General features: G+C 70.9%; 16 protein-coding genes. 5 read left to right on the top strand and 11 right to left on the bottom strand.

The features are described from left to right. The first annotated feature begins 95 nt into the window (after window positions 1–95). Window positions 96–2,006 carry an FG-GAP-like repeat-containing protein gene (locus AB0F13_RS12645; protein WP_362079504.1) on the top strand — a complete coding sequence of 637 codons (1,911 nt, stop codon included), beginning with the start codon at window positions 96–98 and terminating at the stop codon, window positions 2,004–2,006. A gap of 109 nt (window positions 2,007–2,115) precedes the next feature. Continuing rightward, the gene (locus tag AB0F13_RS12640) at window positions 2,116–2,670 is read left to right on the top strand and encodes a transposase (RefSeq protein ID WP_362079576.1); all 555 of its coding nucleotides are present in this window, start codon (window positions 2,116–2,118) and stop codon (window positions 2,668–2,670) included. Here AB0F13_RS12640 and AB0F13_RS12635 read toward each other — a convergent pair. From AB0F13_RS12635 to AB0F13_RS12615, 5 genes are all read right to left on the bottom strand, one after another. Then, complete coding sequence (locus tag AB0F13_RS12635) at window positions 2,643–3,077, bottom strand: protein phosphatase (RefSeq protein WP_362079501.1); 435 nt, start codon at window positions 3,075–3,077, stop codon at window positions 2,643–2,645. The genes AB0F13_RS12640 and AB0F13_RS12635 overlap by 28 nt on opposite strands. A 262-nt stretch (window positions 3,078–3,339) precedes the next feature. Further along, window positions 3,340–4,206 (bottom strand): sugar ABC transporter permease, encoded by an 867-nt coding sequence (locus AB0F13_RS12630; protein WP_362079498.1) that lies wholly within the window; start codon window positions 4,204–4,206, stop codon window positions 3,340–3,342. A 201-nt stretch (window positions 4,207–4,407) separates the two neighbouring features. Then, window positions 4,408–5,775, bottom strand: a complete 1,368-nt coding sequence (locus AB0F13_RS12625) for an extracellular solute-binding protein (RefSeq protein WP_362079495.1) — start codon at window positions 5,773–5,775, stop codon at window positions 4,408–4,410. Between the two features lie 186 nt (window positions 5,776–5,961). Continuing rightward, a complete protein-coding gene (locus AB0F13_RS12620; RefSeq protein WP_362079492.1) occupies window positions 5,962–6,678 on the bottom strand; it encodes a response regulator in 717 nt (238 codons plus the stop codon). Then, window positions 6,675–8,486 carry an ATP-binding protein gene (locus tag AB0F13_RS12615; protein ID WP_362079489.1) on the bottom strand — a complete coding sequence of 604 codons (1,812 nt, stop codon included), beginning with the start codon at window positions 8,484–8,486 and terminating at the stop codon, window positions 6,675–6,677. Before AB0F13_RS12615 ends, AB0F13_RS12620 begins: the two co-directional genes overlap by 4 nt. A 169-nt stretch (window positions 8,487–8,655) precedes the next feature. Between AB0F13_RS12615 and AB0F13_RS12610 the strand changes: the two genes are divergently transcribed. After that, a complete protein-coding gene (locus tag AB0F13_RS12610) occupies window positions 8,656–10,035 on the top strand; it encodes a cation:dicarboxylase symporter family transporter (protein ID WP_362079486.1) in 1,380 nt (459 codons plus the stop codon). 160 nt (window positions 10,036–10,195) lie between these two features. Beyond that, window positions 10,196–10,660, top strand: coding sequence for a RidA family protein (locus AB0F13_RS12605; protein WP_362079573.1), 465 nt, complete (start codon window positions 10,196–10,198; stop codon window positions 10,658–10,660). 29 nt (window positions 10,661–10,689) lie between these two features. Here the strand turns inward: AB0F13_RS12605 and AB0F13_RS12600 are convergent, their stop codons facing one another. The 5 genes from AB0F13_RS12600 to AB0F13_RS12580 all read right to left on the bottom strand — a co-directional run bounded on the left by AB0F13_RS12600 (window position 10,690) and on the right by AB0F13_RS12580 (window position 16,425). Further along, window positions 10,690–11,544: a PhzF family phenazine biosynthesis isomerase gene (locus AB0F13_RS12600; protein WP_362079483.1), complete on the bottom strand. Its 855-nt coding sequence runs from the start codon at window positions 11,542–11,544 to the stop codon at window positions 10,690–10,692. An 81-nt stretch (window positions 11,545–11,625) separates the two neighbouring features. Then, entirely contained in the window at window positions 11,626–12,234 is a 609-nt protein-coding gene (locus AB0F13_RS12595; RefSeq protein WP_362079481.1) for a proline hydroxylase, read from the bottom strand. A gap of 222 nt (window positions 12,235–12,456) precedes the next feature. Continuing rightward, on the bottom strand, window positions 12,457–12,648 hold the full coding sequence (locus AB0F13_RS12590; RefSeq protein ID WP_362079478.1) for a hypothetical protein: 192 nt from the start codon (window positions 12,646–12,648) through the stop codon (window positions 12,457–12,459). A 97-nt stretch (window positions 12,649–12,745) separates the two neighbouring features. After that, window positions 12,746–15,655, bottom strand: coding sequence for an alpha/beta fold hydrolase (locus AB0F13_RS12585; protein WP_362079475.1), 2,910 nt, complete (start codon window positions 15,653–15,655; stop codon window positions 12,746–12,748). Window positions 15,656–15,831: 176 nt separating this feature from the next. Next, the gene (locus tag AB0F13_RS12580) at window positions 15,832–16,425 is read right to left on the bottom strand and encodes a TetR/AcrR family transcriptional regulator (protein WP_362079472.1); all 594 of its coding nucleotides are present in this window, start codon (window positions 16,423–16,425) and stop codon (window positions 15,832–15,834) included. 138 nt (window positions 16,426–16,563) lie between these two features. On the opposite strand from AB0F13_RS12580, the gene AB0F13_RS12575 reads away from it, so the two are divergent. Beyond that, a complete protein-coding gene (locus tag AB0F13_RS12575; RefSeq protein ID WP_362079469.1) occupies window positions 16,564–18,237 on the top strand; it encodes an MFS transporter in 1,674 nt (557 codons plus the stop codon). 179 nt (window positions 18,238–18,416) lie between these two features. Here the strand turns inward: AB0F13_RS12575 and glgB are convergent, their stop codons facing one another. Next, the gene (glgB, locus tag AB0F13_RS12570; RefSeq protein WP_362079467.1) at window positions 18,417–20,621 is read right to left on the bottom strand and encodes a 1,4-alpha-glucan branching enzyme; all 2,205 of its coding nucleotides are present in this window, start codon (window positions 20,619–20,621) and stop codon (window positions 18,417–18,419) included. Window positions 20,622–20,947 lie beyond the last annotated feature (326 nt).

Here is a 20,947-nt window from a genome sequence, read left to right as displayed (position 1 = left end):
CAATCAGACAGTCACGCGATCGCAAGTAACTCGCGTAGGGATACCGGGCTGACCACCCGCCTCCAACATTTGTGATCACCTTGAGGGGAAAGATCATGTCTCACAAGCGCTCACGCCTAGCGTGGACGAGAGGACTCGTCGCGACCGGCGCGGCCGCCGCGGCCATCCTGAGCGCGGCCCCGGCCCAGTCCGTGGAAGGAGCGCCTGCCCAGGACTCCTCCCAGTTCACGGCCAAGCTCGACATAGGCGGTGAGCGGAGCTGCTCTGCCGCGCTCATCGACGAGCAGTGGCTGATCACCGCGGCCAGCTGCTTCGCCGACAACCCGGCGCAGGACATCAAGGTCCAGGCGGGCGCCCCAAAGCTGAAGACCACCGCCACCATCGGCCGTACCGATCTCACACGGGACAACGGCGCCGTGGTCGACGTCGTGCAGCTCGTGCCGCGCGAGGATCGTGACCTGGTGATGGCCAAGCTGGCCAAACCGGTGATCGGTGTCACCCCGGTGGCGATCACCCGCAGCGCCCCGGTACAGGGCGAGGAACTGCGCGTCAGCGGTTACGGCCGTATGAAGAACGAGTGGGTCCCGAACCGTCTGCACTCCGCGTCCTTCACCGTCGGCTCGGCCGAAGGCACCTCGATCGGCCTCACCGGCAAGTCGGCTGGTGCCGTGATCTGCCAGGGCGACACCGGAGGCCCCGCGTTCCGTGAAGCTGGCGGTCGCCAGGAGCTCATTGCTGTTAACGTCCGTTCCTGGCAGGGCGGCTGCCTGGGCACCGACCCGTCGGAGACCCGCACAGCAGCCCTCGACACCCGCGTGGACGACATCACTGGCTGGATCCAGCAGGTGCGTTCGCTGCCCAAGAGTTATGTGACCACCACTGGTGACTTCGACGGCGACGGCAAGGCAGACGTCGCCATGCTCACTGACTACGGTCCGTCGAAGGACGGCAAGAGCCAGGCCGCCCTGTGGGTTCACACCGCCAATGGTGAGGGCTTCAAGGAGCCGCGCGTGGTGTGGGAAACCGGCACCGGGGCACTCGACAGCTGGCGGTGGGATGGCAGCAAGCTGACCTCCGGCGACTTCAACGGCGACAAGAAGACCGACCTCGCCATCCTCTACAGCTACGGCAAGACCAGCGACGGTGTCAGCAAGACCGCTCTCTGGACCTTCACCAGCAACGGCAGCGGCTTCGACGCTCCCCAGAAGGCCTGGGAAAGCGGCTCCGGTGCCTGGAAGAGCTGGAACTGGGACTCCAGCAAGCTGACGTCCGGTGACTTCAACGGTGACGGCAAGGCCGACCTCGCCGTCCTCTACGGGCTCGGCAAGAACGGGCAAGGGCGCAACGAGACCACGCTGATGACCTTCACCAGCAACGGCAACGGCCTCGGTGCCCCCGTCAAGGTGTGGGAGAGCGGGACGGACAGCTGGAACTGGGACTCCAGCAAGCTGACATCTGGTGACTTCAACGGTGACGGCAAGGCCGACCTCGCCATTCTCTACGGCTACGGCAAGACCAGCGACGGCCGCAACGAGACCGCGCTGTTCTTCACCTCCAACGGCGACAACGGTTTCAGCAAACCCCGCAAGGCCTGGGACAGCAACGCGTGGACAAGCGGCGGACGCAGCTGGAACTGGGACTCCAGCAAGGTCACCGCTGGTGACTTCAACGGTGACGGCAAGGCTGACGTCGCTGTCCTCTACGGCTACGACAAGGTCGACGGCCGGAACAAGAGCGCCCTGTGGGTGTTCTACGGAACCGGCACCGGATTCAGCGACCCCCGTAAGCTGTGGGAAAGCGGCACGGCAGGCACCATCGACAGCTGGAACTGGAACAACAGCGAGCTGACCGCCGGCGACTTCAACGGCGACGGCAAGGCCGACATCGGCATCACCTACGACTACGGCCAGAGCGCCGACGGCCGCAACGAAACCGCGTTGTGGACCCTCACCAGCAAGGGCGACGGCTTCAACGAGCCCCGCAAGGTCTGGACGAACAAGCTGTAGTACGAATCCTCAGCGATGGGGCCGGCTCCTAACGGAGCTGGCCCCATCCTCGTTCGCCCTTACCTGCGCCACGCTGGCGACAGCAATAGGTCACACGAGCGCGGAGGCTATCGTTGACGCGCAAATCACGTCGCCTAACACCCCGGCCGATCGGTCATGGCGCGGCTCCTTCGAGTTCGTGGACGCAATGCTGTGTGCGGACGGGTGGGTGAAGACGCCTGTGGATCTGACGCTGCTGCCTGAACACCGCCGTGGTCATGGCACCCTGTACGGCGGGCTGAACCGGGGCCGGGTCGATGCCGGCCGGCTGGGGGACCTGCTGGCTGGCCTGCCGCTGCCGCGGTTTCCCGACGGCCGGCTGGTGCTGGCCGTCGATGTCTCGCCATGGCTCCGCTCGGACGCACCGTGCTCGGCGGAGCGGTTGTTCTGCCACGTCTACGGCCGGGCGAAGACGGCCTCGCAGGCCGGTGCTGGCGGCCTGGCGCTTCGAGCGCCGAGGTTGGGCCCTAAGACAGTCATCATCGTGCCATCGTCGTTCGTACCGGTGCGATCGGCATCGGAATCAGCCGAGTTCGGTGCGCTGCGGCGGTCCGTCCCTGCGGTGGGCGGCCGTCAAGCAGGGCCGCCAAAGGCCGGTCAGCGGGCGGAAAAGCATCGTACGTAGCGGCGCTGCCACGGGGTTTCGACGGCGTGGCGGTCGTAGTGGTGGCGGACGTAGGACACCGCCTTCGCGGGAGGTACTCCGTCCAGGACGGCCAGGCAGGCCAGGGCGGTGCCGGTGCGGCCGCGGCCGCCGCCGCAGGCGATCTCGACGCGTTCGGTGGCGGCGCGGGACCAGGCCTCGACGAGGGTCTCCCGGGCCCGGTCGGGGTCATGGGGGAGCCGGAAGTCGGGCCAGCGCAGCCAGCGGGATTCCCAGGCGACGGGCGGGGGCTGCTTCCCGAGGAGGTGGACGGCGAAGGCCGGCGCCGGTCCGGGCGGAAGCGGGCGGCGCAGGGCGCGGCCGCGGACCAGACGTCCGGAGGGGAGCCGCAGGACTCCGGCGCCGGCGGGGTTCCAGGTGTCGGGCATGGGCCCACCGTATGCGCTGCCGCTGCCGCTGCCGCTGCCTGTGGCCGTTCGGGCCGGCGCCAGGTGCCGCCCGCCTGCTGACCGCACCCCGGGACGGCGTCGACGTGGTGCCCGTTCTCGGTCCGCGGTCTGCCGCCGCCATGCGCCATGCGCCATGCGCCATGCGCCACGCGGCCTGTGGCCTGCGCCATGCGGGCCTGCCCCACGCGCCATGCGGCCTGCCCACGCGCCCGTCGGCGGCAACGCGCACCGGGCCGGCAGCTCACACCTCCTCCCGCAGCAGCCGCACGTACACCGCCGCGAACGCCGCTCCCACCAGCAACAGCAGCAGCGCCACCGCCGTTCCGTAGCCGATCAGCGCCTTGAGGAACGCCTGGTCGTACATGAACACCGGCAGCGTCTGGCTGCGGTTGCCCGGGCCGCCGCGGGTCATGGCCCAGATGAGGCCGAAGACGGACAGCGTCTGCAGCGTGTTGAGCATCAGGTTCGTGCCGATCGAGCGGCGGATCATCGGCAGGGTGATGTGCAGGAAGCGGCGCAGGCCGCTCGCGCCGTCGACCTCGGCCGCCTCCGTGACGTCTCGGGGGATCTCCGCGAGGGCGGCGGAGTAGACCAGCATCGAGAACGCCGTGCCCCGCCAGACGTTGGCGAAGGAGACGGCGAGGATGGGCAGCGTGAACAGCCAGTTCTGCTGCGGGAGATGCAGCCACTCCAGCACGGCGTTGAGGGTGCCGCGCCGGTTGAAGAAGGTGTAGAGCAGGAAGCCGGCCACGATCTCGGGCAGCACCCACGCGGCGATCACCACCGTCCCCGTCAGCGTGCGTACGCCCTTGGACGCACGCCGCATCAGGGCCGCGAGGGCGAAGCCGAGGGTGTTCTGGCCGACGATGGACGACAGGACGGTGAAGGCGAGCGTCAGCAGCACCGCGTTGCGGAAGTCCGGGTCGACGAAGGCCCGGCGGAAGTTGGCGAGGCCGACGAACGAAGCCGATGCCTGGCCGGTCAGCTGGGTGTCGGTGAAGGCCAGGTAGACGCAGTAGGCGATCGGGCCGGCGAGGAAGAGGAGCAGCAGGATCGTCGCCGGGGCGATGGGCAGCCAGCGCGCGGCACGGGACCGGTGGGCCGTCACAGGCTGCGCGGGACGGGCCCGGTGGCCCACCTGGCCCGCGTTCGCCTGCCGTGTGGCCGTCCGCCCTCTCATCGCGTGGTCACGCCCGTCATGCCAGTCATACCTGTCAGGCCGTTCACGCCCGTCGGTCCCCTCACGCCCTTCATGCCCGTCAGGCTCGTCATGCCCGTCAGTCCCTTCACGCCCGTCAGGCCTGTCATGTCAGTCACGCCCCGTCACGCCCGACGCCCCCGCGATCGACTTCAGCCGGTCGTCATAACGGCGCGCCGCCTGCGTCGCGTCGGCGTCGCCCGTCGTGACGGACTCCATCGCCTCCTGGATCGCGTGCGACACCTGCGGATACACCGGCAGTGCCGGGCGGTAGTGGGTAATTTCGACCAGACTCGTGAAGAACTCGATGCCGGGCATCGACGCGCGGTACTTCGGGGCCGCCGCCACGTCGTCCCGTACGGCGATCTGTGCGTCGCGCACGGTCCAGTCGATGGCGTTGGCGGTGGTCTGCAGCGTCTCGATCACCTGCCAGGCGAGGTCCGCCTTGCCGGACTTGGCGCTGATCGCCCACGTCCAGCCGCCGGAGAGGCTCACGCGGCCCGGGGCTCCGCCGTCCTGCGTGGGGAAGGCGGTGCGGCCCATGACGTTCGTCCACTCCGGCCAGGGCCTGGCGCCCGAGGGCAGCCAGTTCTTGCCGAGCCAGGATCCGTCGAGGGCGATGGCGAGCTTGCCGGCCGGCAGCCATTCCGTGGCGACGAGGGTGGAGACGTTGGGGTCCAGCGCGTCGGAGGGGTCGGGGCCGAGCTTCTCGGCGTAGACGGTGCGGACGAAGTCGAGGGAGTCCTTGAAGCCCCGGCTGCCCGCCACCCACTTCTTCGCCGCCGGCTGGTAGAGGGGGTCGGCCCCCGTGCCGTACAGCAGCATTTCGAAGCCCTGCATCGTTGCCGCCTCGCCCGGCCCCTTGCCCGTATAGACGTTGAGGGGGATGACGCCGGGGACCTTGCCTTTGATGGTGCGGGCGGCGTCGAGGACGTCCTTCCAGGTGTGGGGCCGCCAGTCCGCCGGGAGGCCGGCCCTGGCGAAGACCTGCTTGTTGAACCACAGGCCGCGGGTGTCGGTGCCGTCCGGCACCCCGTACGTCTTGCCGTCCTCGGCCTTCACCGACGCCTTTGCGGCCCGCTCGAAGCGGTCCCAGGCCTTCCAGCCCGCCAGTTTGTCGTCCAGCGGTCTCAAATAGCCGCTCTTGATGTCGGAGTTGATGAGAAACGTGTCCTCGCGGACCACGTCCGGGGCGGTCTTCGCGGACCGCATCATCTGCTGGATCTTGGCGTAGTAGTCGTCCTGGGAGGCCTGGACGGGGACGAGTTCGAGCTTCTTCCCCTGGTGCTCCCGCTCGAACTGCTTCTTGATCACGGCCAGGTGGTCGTCCATGATCCGGACCTTGTTGTCCGTGCTGCGCTGGTAGGCGATCCGCACGGTGTCCGGATCGCTGCCGGAGCCGCCGCAGGCCGTCAGTGATGCGGTGGCGAGAGCGGTGGTGAGGGTGGCGACGAGGAGTACGGGGGTGGTGGGGCGCACGGCACGACCTCCTGCACCTTGGGATGTCGAGTCGTACGTTCCCCCGGCGGCCCCGCCGCACGCGTGCCGGCGCCTGTCGCACGCGCGTCGCCGCTGTTGTTCGCTTGCCGTCGCCCGTCGCCCGTCGCCCGTCGCCCGTCGCACGAGTGCCGTAGCCAGCCGCTCGCGCGTCGCCGCTCGCCGGCGTCAGCGGCGGCTGAGCCAGCTGTAGCGCAGTTCGGGGCGGCCGACCTGGCCGTACTGCGGGGCGCGGGCGGCGCGGCCGGTGTCCACGAGGTACTCCAGATAACGGCGGGCGGTGATCCGCGAGATGCCCACGGTGGTCGCGGCCGCGCCCGAGGAGACGCCGCCCGGGCCGGCGGCCCGCAGGGTGTCGGTGATCGACTGCAGGGTGTCCGCCGCCAGCCCCTTGGGCAGCGCAGCGGGCTGCGGGGCCCGCAGTACGGCCAGCGCGCGGTCGACCTCCTCCTGGCCGCTCGCCTCCCCGGCGGCGGCGCGGAACTCGGCGTACCGGGCGAGGCGGTCGCGCAGGGTGGCGAAGGTGAACGGCTTGAGTACGTACTGCACGACGCCGAGCGAGACGCCCTCGCGCACGACGGCCAGGTCGCGGGCGGAGGTCACGGCGATGACGTCGGCGGTGTGCCCGGCGGCGCGCAGCGAGCGTACGAGCTGCAGGCCGTGGCCGTCGGGGAGGTAGAGGTCCAGCAGGAGCAGGTCGACCGGCGTCCGCTTGAGGAACTGCGAGGCGTCGCTCCGGGTGTGCGCCACCCCGGCGACCGTGAACCCGGGCACCCGGCCCACGTACAGCGCGTGCGCGTCGGCGGCGACGGGGTCGTCCTCGACGACCAGCACGCGGACCGGGTTCGCGGCACCGGACTGCGGTGGGCTGTGGCTGATGCTCATGCGGGGGCTCCTTCGGGGGTACGGACACGCAGGGGCAGGCGGACCGTGAACTCGGCGCCGCCGGCGGGCGAGCGGTCCAGGGTGACCGCGCCGCCGTTGCGCCGGGCGGCCTGCTGCACGAGCGCCAGGCCGAGGCCGCGGCCGTGCGGGACGGCGCCGGGCGACTTGGTGGACCAGCCCCGGCGGAACACCTCGTCCACGGCCTCCGGGGCGACGCCGGGGCCGGAGTCGCCGACCCGCAGCAGCAGCTCCCCGGCGCCGCCGCCATCGCTGTTGCCATCGCCATCGCCATCGCCATCGCTGCCGTCGCTGCCGCCGCCGTCGGCGCGGACGGTCACGGTGACGCGGGCCGTCTGGCGGGAGCCGGTGGCCGCCTCGACCGCGTTGTCGATCAGGTTGCCGAGGATCGTGACGAGGTCGCGGGCGGGCAGGCCGGGCGGCAGGAGGCCGTCGTCGATGTGGGTGTCGTCGGTCAGTACGAGCTCCACGCCGTGCTCGTTGGCCTGGGCCGCCTTGCCGAGGAGCAGCGCCGCGAGGACGGGTTCGGCGACGGCGGCGACCACGCGGTCGGTGAGGGCCTGGGCGAGCTCCAGTTCGGCGGTGGCGAACTCCACCGCCTCCTCCGCGCGGCCGAGCTCGATGAGGGAGACGACGGCGTGCAGGCGGTTGGCCGCCTCGTGCGCCTGCGAGCGCAGCGCCTCGGCGAAACCGCGCACGGAGTCCAACTCGCCGGAAAGCGACTGGAGTTCGGTATGGTCGCGCAGGGTGACGACAGTTCCGCGCCGCTCGCCACCGGAGACGGGTGAGGTGTTGACGACGATGACGCGCTCGGCGGTCAGGTGCACCTCGTCCACGCGTGGCCCGGGGGCCAGCAGCGCGTCGGTCAGCGGCACGGGGAGGCCGAGGCCGGTGACGCGGCGGCCGATGACATCGCCGTGCAGGCCGAGGAGCTCGCGGCCGCCGTCGTTGACCAGCGCGATGCACTGCCGCCCGTCGAGCATCAGCAGCCCCTCGCGCACCGCATGCAAGGCGGCCTCGTGGTAGTCGTGCATGCGGCTGAGCTCGGCGGCGTTCATGCCGTGGGTATGGCGTCGCAGCCGGGTGTTGAGGAGGTACGTGCCGGCGCCGCCGAGGGCGAGGGCGGCCACGGCCATGCCGAGGAGGGCGGCGACCTGGCGGCGGACCTGGGCGCTGATCGCGTCGACCGTGATGCCCGCGCTGACCAGGGCGGTGACCGAGCCGTCCGCCCGCTCTTCCGGGGCCGAGCCGTCCGCCCGCTGCTCCCGGCCCGAGTCGTCCGCCCGCTTGTCCGGGGCCGAGTCGTCCGCCCGCCTGTCCGGGACCGAGCCGTCCGCCCGCTCCTCGCGGACGGGGGCGACGGCCCGTACGGAGGGGCCCAGCGTCCCGGTGTAGGTCTCCGAGAACGTACGGCCGTGCAGGGCGGGGCCGGTGTGGCCGAGGAAGCGTTCGCCGACGCGGGCGGGGTCGGGGTGGGTCCAGCGGATGCCCCGCGGGCTCATGATCGTCACAAAGTCGACGCCCGTGTCCCGGCGGACCTGCTCGGCGTACGGCCCCAGCACGGCGGCCGGGTCCGGGCCGCGCACGGCCGCCCGGACGGCCGGGGAGGCGGCGACGGCGGTGGCGGCCGCGGTCACCTGGCGGCGGGCCGCCTCCTCCGCCTGCCGGCGGTCGGAGACGTACGTGAAGACCGCGCATCCGGCCACGACCAGGGCGACCAGCACGATCTGCATCGCGAAGAGCTGGCCGGCCAGGCTGCGGGGGCGGGGGCGGATGCGGGGTGTGCGCATGGCCGACAGTGTGCCTTCCGGTGCGTTCGTGAACGTAATGCACGCAAGGGTGACCGCCGTCACAGCGCCGTGCATAGTCACCGCGAGCCCTCTCGCCGTCGAGCGGGGTCCGGGGACCACGGCGACAGCGCAGGAGTCCGCGACGAGCCGCGACAACGAGGAGAGAACCGTGGCAGTGCAGTCACCGCCGCCGGAGCAGCAACAGCAGGCGAGCAGAAGACCGGACCGTACGCACTATCTCTACCTCGCGGTGATCGCGGCGGTACTCGCCGGCATCGCGGTCGGCTTCGCCGCGCCCGGCGTCGCGGTCGAGCTGAAGCCGCTGGGCACCGGCTTCGTAAACCTGATCAAGATGATGATCTCGCCGGTCATCTTCTGCACGATCGTGCTGGGCATCGGTTCCGTGCGGAAGGCCGCGAAGGTCGGCGCCGTGGGCGGGCTCGCCCTCGGGTACTTCCTGCTGATGTCTACGGTGGCCCTCGCCATCGGCCTGGTCGTCGGCAACCTCCTGGAGCCCGGCAGCGGGCTGCACCTGACCGAGTCCCTCCGGCACGCCGGCGAGGCCCAGGCCAAGGGCGCGCACGAGTCGACCGCGGACTTCGTGCTCGGCATCATCCCCACCACCATGGTCTCCGCCCTCACCGGCGGCCAGGTGCTGCAGACCCTGCTGGTGGCACTGCTGGCGGGCTTCGCGCTGCAGGCGATGGGCACGGCGGGCGAGCCGGTCCTGCGCGGCATCGGACACCTTCAGAAGCTGGTCTTCCGCATGCTGGCCATGGTGATGTGGGTGGCGCCGGTGGGCGCCTTCGGCGCGATCGCGGCCGTCGTCGGGGCCACGGGCATGGACGCCCTGAAGTCGCTCGCCGTCATCATGCTCGGCTTCTACGCCACGTGTCTGATCTTCGTGGTCGTGGTGCTCGGCACGCTGTTGCGGCTGGTGGCCGGGGTGAACATCTTCGCCCTGCTGAGGTACCTGGGCCGGGAGTTCCTGTTGATCCTTTCGACCTCGTCGTCGGAGTCGGCGCTGCCGCGCCTGATCGCGAAGATGGAGCACCTGGGCGTCAGCAAGCCGGTCGTGGGCATCACGGTGCCGACCGGGTACTCGTTCAATCTCGACGGCACGGCCATCTACCTGACGATGTCGTCGCTGTTCGTGGCGGAGGCGATGGGGCAGCCGCTGTCACTGGGGCAGCAGGTCTCACTGCTGCTGTTCATGATCGTGGCCTCGAAGGGCGCGGCGGGCGTGACCGGCGCGGGGCTCGCCACACTGGCGGGCGGCCTGCAGTCGCACCGGCCGGAACTGGTCGACGGCGTCGGGCTGATCGTCGGCATCGACCGCTTCATGAGCGAGGCGCGGGCGCTGACGAACTTTGCCGGTAATGCGGTGGCGACGGTGCTGGTGGGGACGTGGACCAAGGAGATCGACAAGGCGCGGATGGCCGAGGTCCTCGCGGGCCGGGCTCCGTTCGACGAGGTCACGTTGACGGATGACGGGCATGGCGCGGTGCCGGCGGCGCACGGTGAAGAGAAGGAGCCGGCCGCAGCCTGACGGCCCTCAAGACCACCCCCACGGCGGGGCCGCCCCCCACGGCGGCCCGGGCCCGGTACGGCACCGCCGGGCCACGCCGTGGGGGTTTCCCCCCATTCCTCGCCCACGTCGGCTGGCCGGGTGGGAGAATCCTGATGTGTCCCAGGTCACTCAGGGTGTGATGAGCGCCCATGTCCGCGACAGACTCGCCGAGCTCGGCCTCGCCCTCCCGAGCGTGAGCCCGCCCAAGGGCGTCTACGTCCCGGCGGTCCGCAGCGGCCGGCATGTGCAGGTGTCGGGGCAGATTCCCATGGTGGACGGTGAGCTGACCGCGGTCGGCAGGGTCGGTGCCGAGGTGCTGCCCGAGCGGGCGCGGGAGCTCAGTCGGCAGTGCGGCCTGGCTGCGCTGGCCGCTCTGGACGCCGTGGTCGGGCCGGCCACGCTGGTGCGGGTAGTGAAGGTCGTGGGATACGTGTCGTCCGCGGAGGGCTTCACCCGTCAACCGGCAGTGGTCGACGGGGTGAGCGAGCTCTTCGGGGCGGTGTTCGGCGACGCAGGCCGGCATGTGCGCAGCGTCGTCGGGGTCGGCCGGTTGCCGCTCGACGCACCCGTGGAGATCGAGGTCCTGTTCGAGGTCGCCGACTGATCCGCCGGTCAGACTGACTGACCCGCCGCTCAGAGCGGCACCGCGGTTCCGGTGACGGCCAGGCCGCTGGAGCGCTGTGCCGGAACCCCCACCCTGATCGTGCTGGGACGGCCCATGTCGTACCCCTGATATACCGTCAGCTCGGCGGGCAGGGGGACGAGCCGGAGTTCTCTGAGGTAGCCGCCGAGGGCGGCGGCCGCCGCGCCGGTCGCCGGGTCCTCGACGACCCCGCCGGGCGGAAACGCGTTGCGCGCATGGAAGACCGTGGGTGACTCCCGCCACACCAGGTCGACGGTGGCCCAGTCGCGCCGGCCCATCAGATCGGCGAGCGCGGGCATGTCGTAGTCCAAGTCGGAGAGCCGGCTGCGGGTGGCCGCGGCGATCACCGGGTGCCAGGCGCCGGCGTAGGCCGCGCGGGGCGGCAGTGCGGGGTCGAGGTCGGCGGCCGGCCAGTCCAGCGCGGCGAGCAGCGCGGCCAGGTCGGAGGGGGTGATGGGGGCCGTCCGGGGCTCCACACTGACCAGGGTGGCCACGACGGAGCCGTTTCCGTCGGCCCTGGTGGAGACGGAGACCGGTCCGGCCTTCGTCCGGAGCCGAAGCTTCCCCACCCCGTGGCGCTCTGCGTGCGCGACCGCCGTGGCGATGGTGGCGTGGCCGCAGAACGGTACCTCGCCACAGGGGCTGAAATAGCGGATGGCGAGGCTGCCGTGGCCGTCGGGGCTGCCGTCGTCGAGCGGAACTGCGAACGCCGTCTCCGAGAAACCGACCTCCGCCGCTGTCGCCGCCATCGTCGGTTCGTCAATCCCGGTGGCGTCCAGCACCACTCCGGCAGGATTGCCGCCCGACGGATCGGTACTGAATGCGACGTAGCGCAGGAGCTCCATTCGTCGAACGTAGCGGCGTCCGATGAGTGCGTCAAAGCCGCTGGACAAACGGCTCGCACGTAGATCCGGGTCAACTGCCGGTCAGCCCCAGGCCAGTAATTCTCCGGTCGTGCTCAGACCCACGGCGAAGCCCAGCGCGATACGCCGGGAACCTTGACTGGGCCGTACCGCATGGAAATAGCGGGGATTGATCAGAACGGCCTCGCCGATCTCGGGACTGAGTTCGATCGATTCGGCCTCACCGACCACGGCCTCGGCGTAGCCGTACGACCCGGGCAGGCGGAATGCCTCGTCGGCGGGGCCCCAGAGATGCCGCCACACAATCGTCTCGCCGCCGGATTCCGAAACGCTGATATACGCATTGAAAGCGAACTGGGCGACCAGCGTGGCATCAAGGAGATCGCCGGAGAACTCGCGCAGCGCGTCGTCGAAATGTACCTGGAATCCCTGATTGGGCTCGCGGGCGACCCCGGAACCCATCTCACGGCCGCCCCGCCGGCCCACGGACACCCCGCCGGGCCACTCCGCCCCGAGGGCGGCACGGCACTCCTCGAACGGGTCGAAGGGCAGCCCGAGCCCCAGCCATTCCTTTCGGTGGTGCTCCACCGCGTCCCAGTAGCCGTCCATCATCACGCCGCCCTCGCGGTGGTCGCTGACGCCGACACCGAACCGCATCACCGGCGGGTCCACGCGCTCCCTGCCGTAGGCGTCGAATGACCTGCTCTGCAGGGCCCGGAGGGTCTCCTCGCATCTGGACCGTGGTAGGAATCCGGGTACCCGGATCGCCGCGCAACGCCCGGCCGCGAGATCGGCGATCTGTTCACGCCGGAACGTCGGTGAGACGATGACGCGGAAGAACGGGTCGTGTAAGTCTCCTGGGGTCATACGGGTGCCCCCGATTCTCGACAGTAACTAGGCGGGACTTGAGTCGCTCACGGCGCGGAATGCCGTCTTGGCGTCGAGCTCCAGCGCCTGACGGTCGGCTTTCATGATTTCCTGGGCGATCCGCCGGGCGATATCCGACTGGATCTTTTGCAGGGGACTTCCGGGGGCACCCCACAACGGTAACTGATCGGATGTCGGCTCGGTGCGGGAAGGGGTCATGGGCGGAACTCCCAAGTCGTCGGACATGTGCTGCGTCACACAGAGTCGGGGTGGAGCCATGGTAGGCGCAAGCCCCCGATGGGGGGACGGCTTCCAGTCAACTCACTTCTGACCGAGGTTGATTGCCAGGAGACATCTGTTGCAAGACGTCTTTCAGGAGTGCTTCGGTCTGCTTCCGCATGGGACTGGCGGGCTTCACCCGGAGCAGGTCCGTCCGGAGATCCTGGAGCTCCTGCACGGCCTCGGGCGGACGTCCCAGGGCCAGCAGGACAACGCCGAGGTTGTATCGCAGGTGCATCATCCGTTCCGAGTCCGGGGGCTGGGCGGCGTCGTGGAGCGCACCGCGGATCTCGGCCTCGGCCTCCCCGTACCGACCCTGATTCAGCAGGCTGCGCGCCAGGGTGGACCGGACGAAGAGGGTCTCCGGGTGCGTGGGCGGCCAGTTGTCGCGTCGGTTGATCTCGAGGATGCGGCGTGCTTCGCTCTCGGCTTCGGGGGCGCGGCCCAGCGCGAGCATTGCCCGGGCCAGGCTGTGCCGGACGACCAGGGTGTCGGAGTGTTCCGGGCCGCGCACGGTGTTCTCCGCCTGGACGATCGACCGCAGTAGTGGCTCCGCCTCTTCCCACCGGTCCTGCTCGAAGATGGCGCGGGCCAGCTTGTGGCCGCTCGCCAGGGTGTCGGGGTCCTTCTCGCCGAGCACCCGTGCGCGGGCGGCGACGACCTTCCGGAGCTCCTCCTCCGCGGCGGCGTGGTCCTCGCGCTCGAGTGCGATGCGGCCCTTCTCGTGCCGCAGGGCCAGGATCTCCCGGTCCTCCTCATGGAAGCCGAAGGAGGAGCAGCCGGCGACCATCGGCAGCACCAGGTCGTGGGCCGGTCCCAGCAGGCCCGTGCTGATCAGGTAGCGGGCGGTCAACCGCGTGAGCTCGAGTGCCGCGGTGAGTGCGGTCCGGTCCGTCAGCCGCATGGTGCCGAGGAGGCAGGCCCGCGTCACCTCCCTGGCGTGCGGTGAGATTGCCGCCCACAGCGGCCAGTTCGACGGATGGCCGGGGTCCTTGTCCTTCGTCGCGCTCAGCAGCATCCGCACCGTCAGCCCGTAGTAGTCGGCGCGTCGCAGCTGCACGTCCTCGTCCTCACGCAGCACACCGTGGACGACCGGGTGAAGGGTCAGTACATGGGACAGATCCGGATCGGCGACGTCCGCGCGCTCGTCGGCGTCGACGAGGACGAAGTCCTCCAGCCCCTGGAGCACCGCCTTGCGCTGCGCCGGGGAGAACCCGGGGAAGAGGGACGACTGGGCCAGGACGTCGCCGTTGACCAGGCACCGGTAGGGGATCGGCGCGATGTTCAGGCAGGCGAACACCTTGAGCAGGGGCGCCGCCTCCGGCAGGCCCTGCCGTACGAGCTGGCGCAGGGCTATGCCGTAGACCTCCTCGACGATCTCACGCCCGAGCAGTTCGTCGAGGCCTTCGGCGCGGGTGCCCGGCGCGGATTCGAAGCGGCGCTTGACGGCCCTGCGATAGCTGTCGAAGTCCTTGACGTCCCCGTCGTCCAGGGACACCTTCTTCTCGTTGACCGCCTTGACATACGCGGCCGCGGTCCGCAGGGCGAGGGGGAGCCCGCCGAGCTCCGCCGACAGCTGCCTGGCCTGCTCATTCGTACCGCCCACTCCCTCCGTACGCTCCAGCAGCATCGACGCGCCGTCCTCCTCGTCGAGCGGGGACACCCGGTGCACACGGCTCCAGGGCCCCCAGGCGTCCTGGCTGCGGACGCGGCTGGTGACGACGACCAGCCCGTTTCCGGAGGCCGGTTCCCGCAGCCAGCCCGTACCGTCCGACACCGGGCCGTCGCCCGGGCCGAGCTGCTGGGGGTCGTCGGCGTTGTCGAGCACCAGCAGCCAGGGCTCCCGGGAGGAGTCGAGCAGGCGCCATAACAGATCCGTGGCGCTGCCTACGCCCAGCCACGCCCGTTCCACCTCTGCGTCGGACGTCCCCAGCTCGTTGGCAACCGTCCGCATGCGGGCACTGAGCTGGGACACCGAGACCCACCAGACCTTGCGCCCTGCCCGGAGCGCCCGGTCCGCGATCTCGAGGGCCAGCCGGCTCTTGCCCGTGCCGCCGAGGCCCGCCAGGATGTGGACCTTCTGCGGCCAGGCCGAGGAGATGACCGAGGCGACCAGGCTCTGCTGCTCCTGGCCCTTCAGCTGGCCCTCCAGCCTGACGAGTGGCGGTGAGACGGTGTGACCGCCTCGCTGCCTGAGCGTCGGCGCGGCCGGCGCGGGGCCCGGCTCGGGCCGCGGCCGGATCACCGACCGCAGCGCCTCCCGGATCACGATGTACGAACCGGCGCTGCGATCGGCCGGCTGCACGATGGAGAAGTGGTCGGCCTGTATGGCGCCGCCCACCGGGAAGACGCCCCGGGCGATGACAGGCGGCACGACATTGTCGGCGGTCCCGCCGTAGGCCTCCACCGGGATGGGGCATTCCTGGTCGCTGGGGTGGCGCGCGTGCACGACACTGGCGAGGACAGTCCGCTGGGCCTCCGTGACCGAGCGGTCGAAGGGCCTCAGTTGTTCCTCCTGAGGATGACGCCAGAGCTTCATCGCCTTGCGTACCGTCAGGAAGAACCCCGAGCCGGTGTTGGGACAAGCGAACATCGTGAGGTGCCTGATACGGGTGAGGTCGCGGCCACCGCCGTTGGCCAGCTTGCGTGCGAGGAACCGCTGGACGACCAGTCCGCCCTGGCTGTGGGTGACCAGGACGATCGACTTCGCGTCGACGAGTTCCGTCTCCAGGCAGGTCGCCAGCTGATCGGCGATGTCGTCGATTTCGGCCACCCGCCGGTCCGGGCGCAGCCGGACGACGGGCGAGTCGTACTGGAAGCAGTAGACGCTGACGCAGTCGGAGAACTCCGGGTCAGTGGTGATCAGCTGCCGGAAGGCTGTCCACACCTTGGCTGACGAGAACAGGCCGTGCACGAACACAAGGTGAACGCATATCGGTGCCACCATCTCAAACCTCCGCAGCGGGGCGGCAGTTGATGCCGATTCGATCGCATGGCAAAGGGGCGGTCGGATCAATGATGCACGAGGGCGCCGTCAGGGGGACCGGAAATCGACTTGCCAGGCAGGTCTGAGATCCTTTCGTCCGCTTACTGCAGTGGGCGAGGGGCGGCGCGGGGCCCCGGTTATGACAGTTTGGCCACCAGCGCCGTCGCCTCCGGGACCGGGACGCCCGCTGCTGTCAGGGCCGTCACCGCCGCCGAGCGGCCCGCTTCGGCGGGGGCCAGGACGCCGTCGTTGACGGCCTGCATGAGGCCGAAGAGGACCTGCTCGCGCACGTACGCGAGTGCCACCGCCGGCAGCGGGGAGACGAAGCGGCCCTCGTCCAGCCCGCGTTGCAGCATGGCCGCGCACTCGCGCCGCACCGGCTCCAGGCGGTGGTGGATGCCCTCCACCGTGACACTGCGCTGGGCCAAGGAGAGAAGGAGCCGGTAGCCGTCGGCGATCTCCCAAGCGGCGAGCATCGAGCGCGCCAGCGCCTCGGCCGGGTCGGCCACCCCGCGCAGCGCCTCGGCCTGGGCCGCGGCCACCGTCTCGGCGGCGTCGTCGACGAGGGCGCCGATCAGCGCGTCGCGGCTCGGGAAGTGCCCGTAGACCGTGCGTCGCACCACACCCGCGGCGCGCGCGATCTGATCCATGCTCGCGTCGGCGTCGCGCAACAGCTCCGTGAGCGCGATGTCCATGATGCGGCGGCGATTGGCGTCCGCTCTGCCGGTCATCGGTTCTCTTCTCGGTCGGTGGGCGGCCCTCGTGGCCGGTTCGCCCGCCCTTCATTTTGCACGTGGCGCCCCCGTCCCGTAATTTGCACACCACTGTGTAATTGCACAGCACTGTGCAAGATCGTGAAAGGGGGGCCGATGGGCCTCGTGATGTCGACACCGGTCGACAAGATGGACGGTCCGTACAAGAAGCGCTGGGCGGCGCTGGGCGTTCTGTGCCTCAGCCTGCTGATCATCGTCATGGCGAACACCTCGCTGACGGTGGCCGCCCCCGACATGGTCAAGGACCTCGGCCTGGGCAGCTCCGACCTGCAGTGGGTCATCGACGGCTATACCGTCCCCTACGCCGCGCTGATGCTGATCCTCGGCGCCGTCGGCGACAAGTACAGCCGCCGCGGGGCTCTCGTCCTCGGTCTGGTCGTCTTCGGCGCGGCCTCCGTAGCGGGGTCGCTCGTCGACAGCTCGACCGGCGTCATCGCCGCGCGCGCCGTGATGGGCGTCGGTGCGGCCATGATCATGCCGGCCACGCTGTCGCTGCTCGCCGCGACCTTCCCGCGTGCCGAGCGTGCCAAGGCCATCACCATCTGGACCGCCACCGCCGGTCTCGCCATCGCCGTCGGCCCGCTGGTGGCCGGTGCGCTGCTGGAGGACCACGGCTGGTCCTCGACGTTCCTGATCAACGTGCCGATCGCCGTCCTCGGCATCGTGGGCGCGCTGCTGCTCGTGCCGCCGTCCAAGGCCGACAATGTCGGCGAGATCGACTACATCGGTGGCGCGCTGTCCGTCGTGTGGGTGGGCTCCCTCATCTACATGATCATCGAAGGGCCGCACTTCGGCTGGGGCGCCAAGGCCATCGCCGCCGCGGTGATCGCCGGCATCGGGCTCGTCCTGTTCGTCCTCTGGGAGCTGCGCCACCCGCGCCCCGTCCTGGACGTGCGCCGCTTCACCCAGCGCGCGTTCGCGGGCTCGACGATGGCCGTGGCCCTGTTCTTCCTCGCCGTCTTCGGCGCCTTCTACTTCCTCACTCAGCACCTGCAGTTCGTGCTCGGGTACTCGCCGCTCGACACCGGTGTGCGGATGCTGCCGCTGGCCGGCGCGGTGTTCGTGGGCGGCGCGCTGACCGCGCTGCTCACGCCGAAGGTCGGCATGAAGGTGACCGTCGCGCTGGGCATGACGGTCGGCACGGTGGCCATCGCGCTGCTCACCCGGGTCGACTCGTCCTCGACGTACGACGACTTCGTGCTGCCCCTGGTGATCCTGGGCCTGGCCATCGGCCTGTCCCTGTCGCCCTGCACCAACGCCATCATGGGCTCCTTCCCCGAGGACCAGCTGGGCGTCGGCGGCGCCGTCAACAGCACCTCCATCGAGATGGGCGGCTCGCTCGGCATCGCCATCCTCGGCACGGTGCTGGCCAAGACCTACTCCTCCAACCTCGCCGACGCCGCCGCCGAGGCGGCCGCCGCCGGTGGCCCGAAGCTGCCGGAGAAGGCGCTGTCCGCGGCGCAGGACTCGGTAGGCGCGGGCCTGTACGTGGCCCAGGAAGCCGGCAAGCAGGTCGCGGCCGGCGCCGCGCCGAAGATCGGCGCCGAGAAGGCGGCCGCGCTCGGCGCCCAGCAGGCGCAGACCGTCGTGGAAGCCGTGCACAAGGCGTTCTCCGACGCCGTGGCCCACACCAGCCTCGTCGGCGCGGTCGTGCTCGGCGTGGGCACGGTGCTGGTCGCGCTGCTGCTGCCGGGCAAGGCGGCCGGCCTGCCGCAGCCGGACGCCGCTGGCGCGGCGGAGCAGGCGGAAAGGGAGTCGGCGGGCGTCTGAGCCGTGCGGCATCATCGTCTGTCCCGACGAGCTGGCTGTGCTGTGTCCTCAAGCGCCGGACGGGCTGGCTGTGCTTGTGTCCTCAAGCGCCGGACGGGCTGGAATTCCAGCCCGTCTGGGGGCACCTCCCAGCGGTAGCTGGGGGAGCTTGAGGACCGGGGCCCGGGGCGGAGCCCCGGTCACACCGGCCTCAGCCACACCGTTGCCAGCGGCGGCAGCGTCACGTCGATGCTCGCGGCGCGGCCGTGGCTGCGGACGGACTCGGCCTTGACGGGGTCCGGGTTGGTGATGCCGCTGCCGCCGTAGCGGAGGGCGTCGGTGTTGAGGACCTCCTCCCACTCGCCCCACGCCGTGTTCCGCGCCGGCACCCCCAGGCGGTAGCCGTGCCGCACCACCGGCGAGAAGTTGCTGACCGACAGCAGCGGCGAGCCGTCGGCGGCCAAGCGCAGGAACGCGAAGACGTTGTCCTCGGCGGCGTCGCCGGCCACCCACTCGAAGCCCTGGGGCACGGTGTCGTACTGCCACAGCGCGGGGGCGGCGCGATAGCAGACATTGAGGTCGCGCACGAGGTCCCGTACGCCCCGGTGGTCGGCCTCGGCGGAGTACGAGGGGTCCAGCAGCCACCAGTCGGGGCCGTGCCGCTCGGCCCACTCCGCGCCCTGCGCGAACTCCTGCCCCATGAACAGCAACTGCTTGCCGGGGTGCGCCCACATGAAGCCCAGGAAGGCCCGGTGGGTGGCGCGCTGCTGCCACCAGTCGCCCGGCATCTTGGAGACCAGGGACCGCTTGCCGTGCACGACCTCGTCGTGCGAGATCGGCAGCACGTAGTTCTCGCTGTACGCGTAGACCATGGCGAACGTCATCTCGCCGTGGTGGTACTTGCGGTGGACCGGCTCCTTGGACACGTACTCCAGCGAGTCGTGCATCCACCCCATGTTCCACTTCAGCCCGAAGCCGAGGCCGCCGAAGCCGCCCGGCCCCATGTGGTGGGTGGCGCGGGTGACGCCGTCCCAGGCGGTGGACTCCTCGGCGATCGTCACGACGCCGGGGCAGCGGCGGTAGACGGTGGCGTTCATCTCCTGTAGGAAGGCCACCGCGTCGAGGTTCTCCCGGCCGCCGTGCTCGTTGGGCGTCCACTGGCCCGCCTCGCGCGAGTAGTCGAGGTAGAGCATGGAGGCCACCGCGTCGACACGCAGCCCGTCGATGTGGAACTCCTGGCACCAGTAGACCGCGTTCGCCACCAGGAAGTTACGGACCTCCTTGCGGCCGTAGTCGAACTCCAGCGTCCCCCAGTCGGGGTGCGCGGCCCGCAGCGGGTCCTGGTGCTCGTACAGCGGGCGGCCGTCGAACTCCGCCAGCGCCCAGTCGTCACGCGGGAAGTGCGCCGGCACCCAGTCCATGAGCACCCCGATGCCGGCCCGGTGCAGCGCGTCGACGAGGTACTTGAAGTCGTCGGGCGTGCCCAGCCGCGCGGTCGGGGCGTAGAAGCCGGTGACCTGGTAGCCCCACGAGCCGCCGAAGGGATGCTCGGCAACGGGCATCAGCTCGACGTGGGTGAAGCCGAGGTCCTTGACGTACGCGGGCAACTGATCAGCTAGCTGACGATAAGTCAAACCAGGTCGCCACGAGGGAAGATGCACCTCGTAGACGGAGAACGGCGCCTCGTGCACCGGCCGCGCGCCGCGCTGCTCCATCCACGTGCCGTCGCGCCACAGGTGGTGCGAGGCGTGGACGATGGAGGCGTTGGCGGGCGGCACCTCGGCGCGCCGCGCCATCGGGTCGGCCCGCATCGTGTGGGAGCCGTCCGGGCGGGTGAGCTGGAACTTGTACAGCGCCCCCTCGCCGACGCCCGGCAGGAACAGCTCCCACACCCCGGTGCCGCCCAGCGAGCGCATCGGATGGCCCGTGCCGTCCCAGTAATTGAAGTCGCCCACCACGCGCACGCCCTGCGCGTTCGGCGCCCAGACCGCGAAGCGGGTGCCGGCGACGCCCTCGTGGGTCATCGGCCGGGCGCCCAGCGCCTGCCACAGCTCCTCGTGGCGGCCCTCGCCGATGAGGTGCAGGTCCAGCTCGCCGAGGGCGGGCAGGAAGCGGTAGGGATCCTCGATCTCCAGCCGGGCGTCGTCGTACGTGACGGCCAGCCGGTAGCCGGCCGGGGCCTCGCCCAACGGCAGCACGGCGGCGAAGAAACCCTCGCCCTCGTCGTACAGCTCCGCCCGCAGCCCCTCGGCGGTGACCGCCACGGCGCGTGCGTACGGGCGCAGGGCCCGGAAGGCGACCCCGCCGGGCACGGGATGCGCCCCCAGCACGCCGTGCGGGTCGTGGTGCGCGCCGTGCAGCAGGCGGCCGCGCGTGGCATCGTCCAGCGGCGCGGCCCGTCGCACGGCCCCGCCGCGGGGCGCGGCGGACGCGGCGCGGGAGACGCGCGCGGCGCGGGCGGCGGGTGCGGCGTCCGCCGTGCTGCCGTTGGGTGCGGACCGGGTGGCGGTCTTCCTGCTGCCGGCCGACGGAGGGGCGGCAGGTACGGACCGGGTGACGGCCTTTTCGCCGTCGGCCGACGGCGCGGCCCGCTCGGTCTCCTTGGCGCGCCCGGCCTGCGCGCCCGGCTCGGCGCACCCGATCGGCTCGGCGTGCTGGGTGCCCCCGGCCCGCTCGGCGCGTTTGCCCTGCCCGACCGGCTCGGTCTGCCCGGCCGGCTTGCCGCGCCCGG

This window comes from Streptomyces sp. NPDC026206, assembly GCF_040638465.1.
In the GTDB taxonomy this organism is placed as follows: domain Bacteria; phylum Actinomycetota; class Actinomycetes; order Streptomycetales; family Streptomycetaceae; genus Streptomyces.
This window is presented reverse-complemented; position numbering and strand designations above follow the sequence as displayed.

Coding starts and splice junctions, on each gene's coding strand:
- AB0F13_RS12645 (WP_362079504.1), top strand. CDS start 96: ATGTCTCACAAGCGCTCACGCCTAGCGTGGACGAGAGGACTCGTCGCG.
- AB0F13_RS12635 (WP_362079501.1), bottom strand. CDS start 3,077: ATGCCCGACACCTGGAACCCCGCCGGCGCCGGAGTCCTGCGGCTCCCC.
- AB0F13_RS12620 (WP_362079492.1), bottom strand. CDS start 6,678: ATGAGCATCAGCCACAGCCCACCGCAGTCCGGTGCCGCGAACCCGGTC.
- AB0F13_RS12615 (WP_362079489.1), bottom strand. CDS start 8,486: ATGCGCACACCCCGCATCCGCCCCCGCCCCCGCAGCCTGGCCGGCCAG.
- AB0F13_RS12605 (WP_362079573.1), top strand. CDS start 10,196: ATGAGCGCCCATGTCCGCGACAGACTCGCCGAGCTCGGCCTCGCCCTC.
- AB0F13_RS12600 (WP_362079483.1), bottom strand. CDS start 11,544: ATGGAGCTCCTGCGCTACGTCGCATTCAGTACCGATCCGTCGGGCGGC.
- AB0F13_RS12590 (WP_362079478.1), bottom strand. CDS start 12,648: ATGACCCCTTCCCGCACCGAGCCGACATCCGATCAGTTACCGTTGTGG.
- AB0F13_RS12585 (WP_362079475.1), bottom strand. CDS start 15,655: ATGGTGGCACCGATATGCGTTCACCTTGTGTTCGTGCACGGCCTGTTC.
- AB0F13_RS12580 (WP_362079472.1), bottom strand. CDS start 16,425: ATGACCGGCAGAGCGGACGCCAATCGCCGCCGCATCATGGACATCGCG.
- AB0F13_RS12575 (WP_362079469.1), top strand. CDS start 16,564: ATGGGCCTCGTGATGTCGACACCGGTCGACAAGATGGACGGTCCGTAC.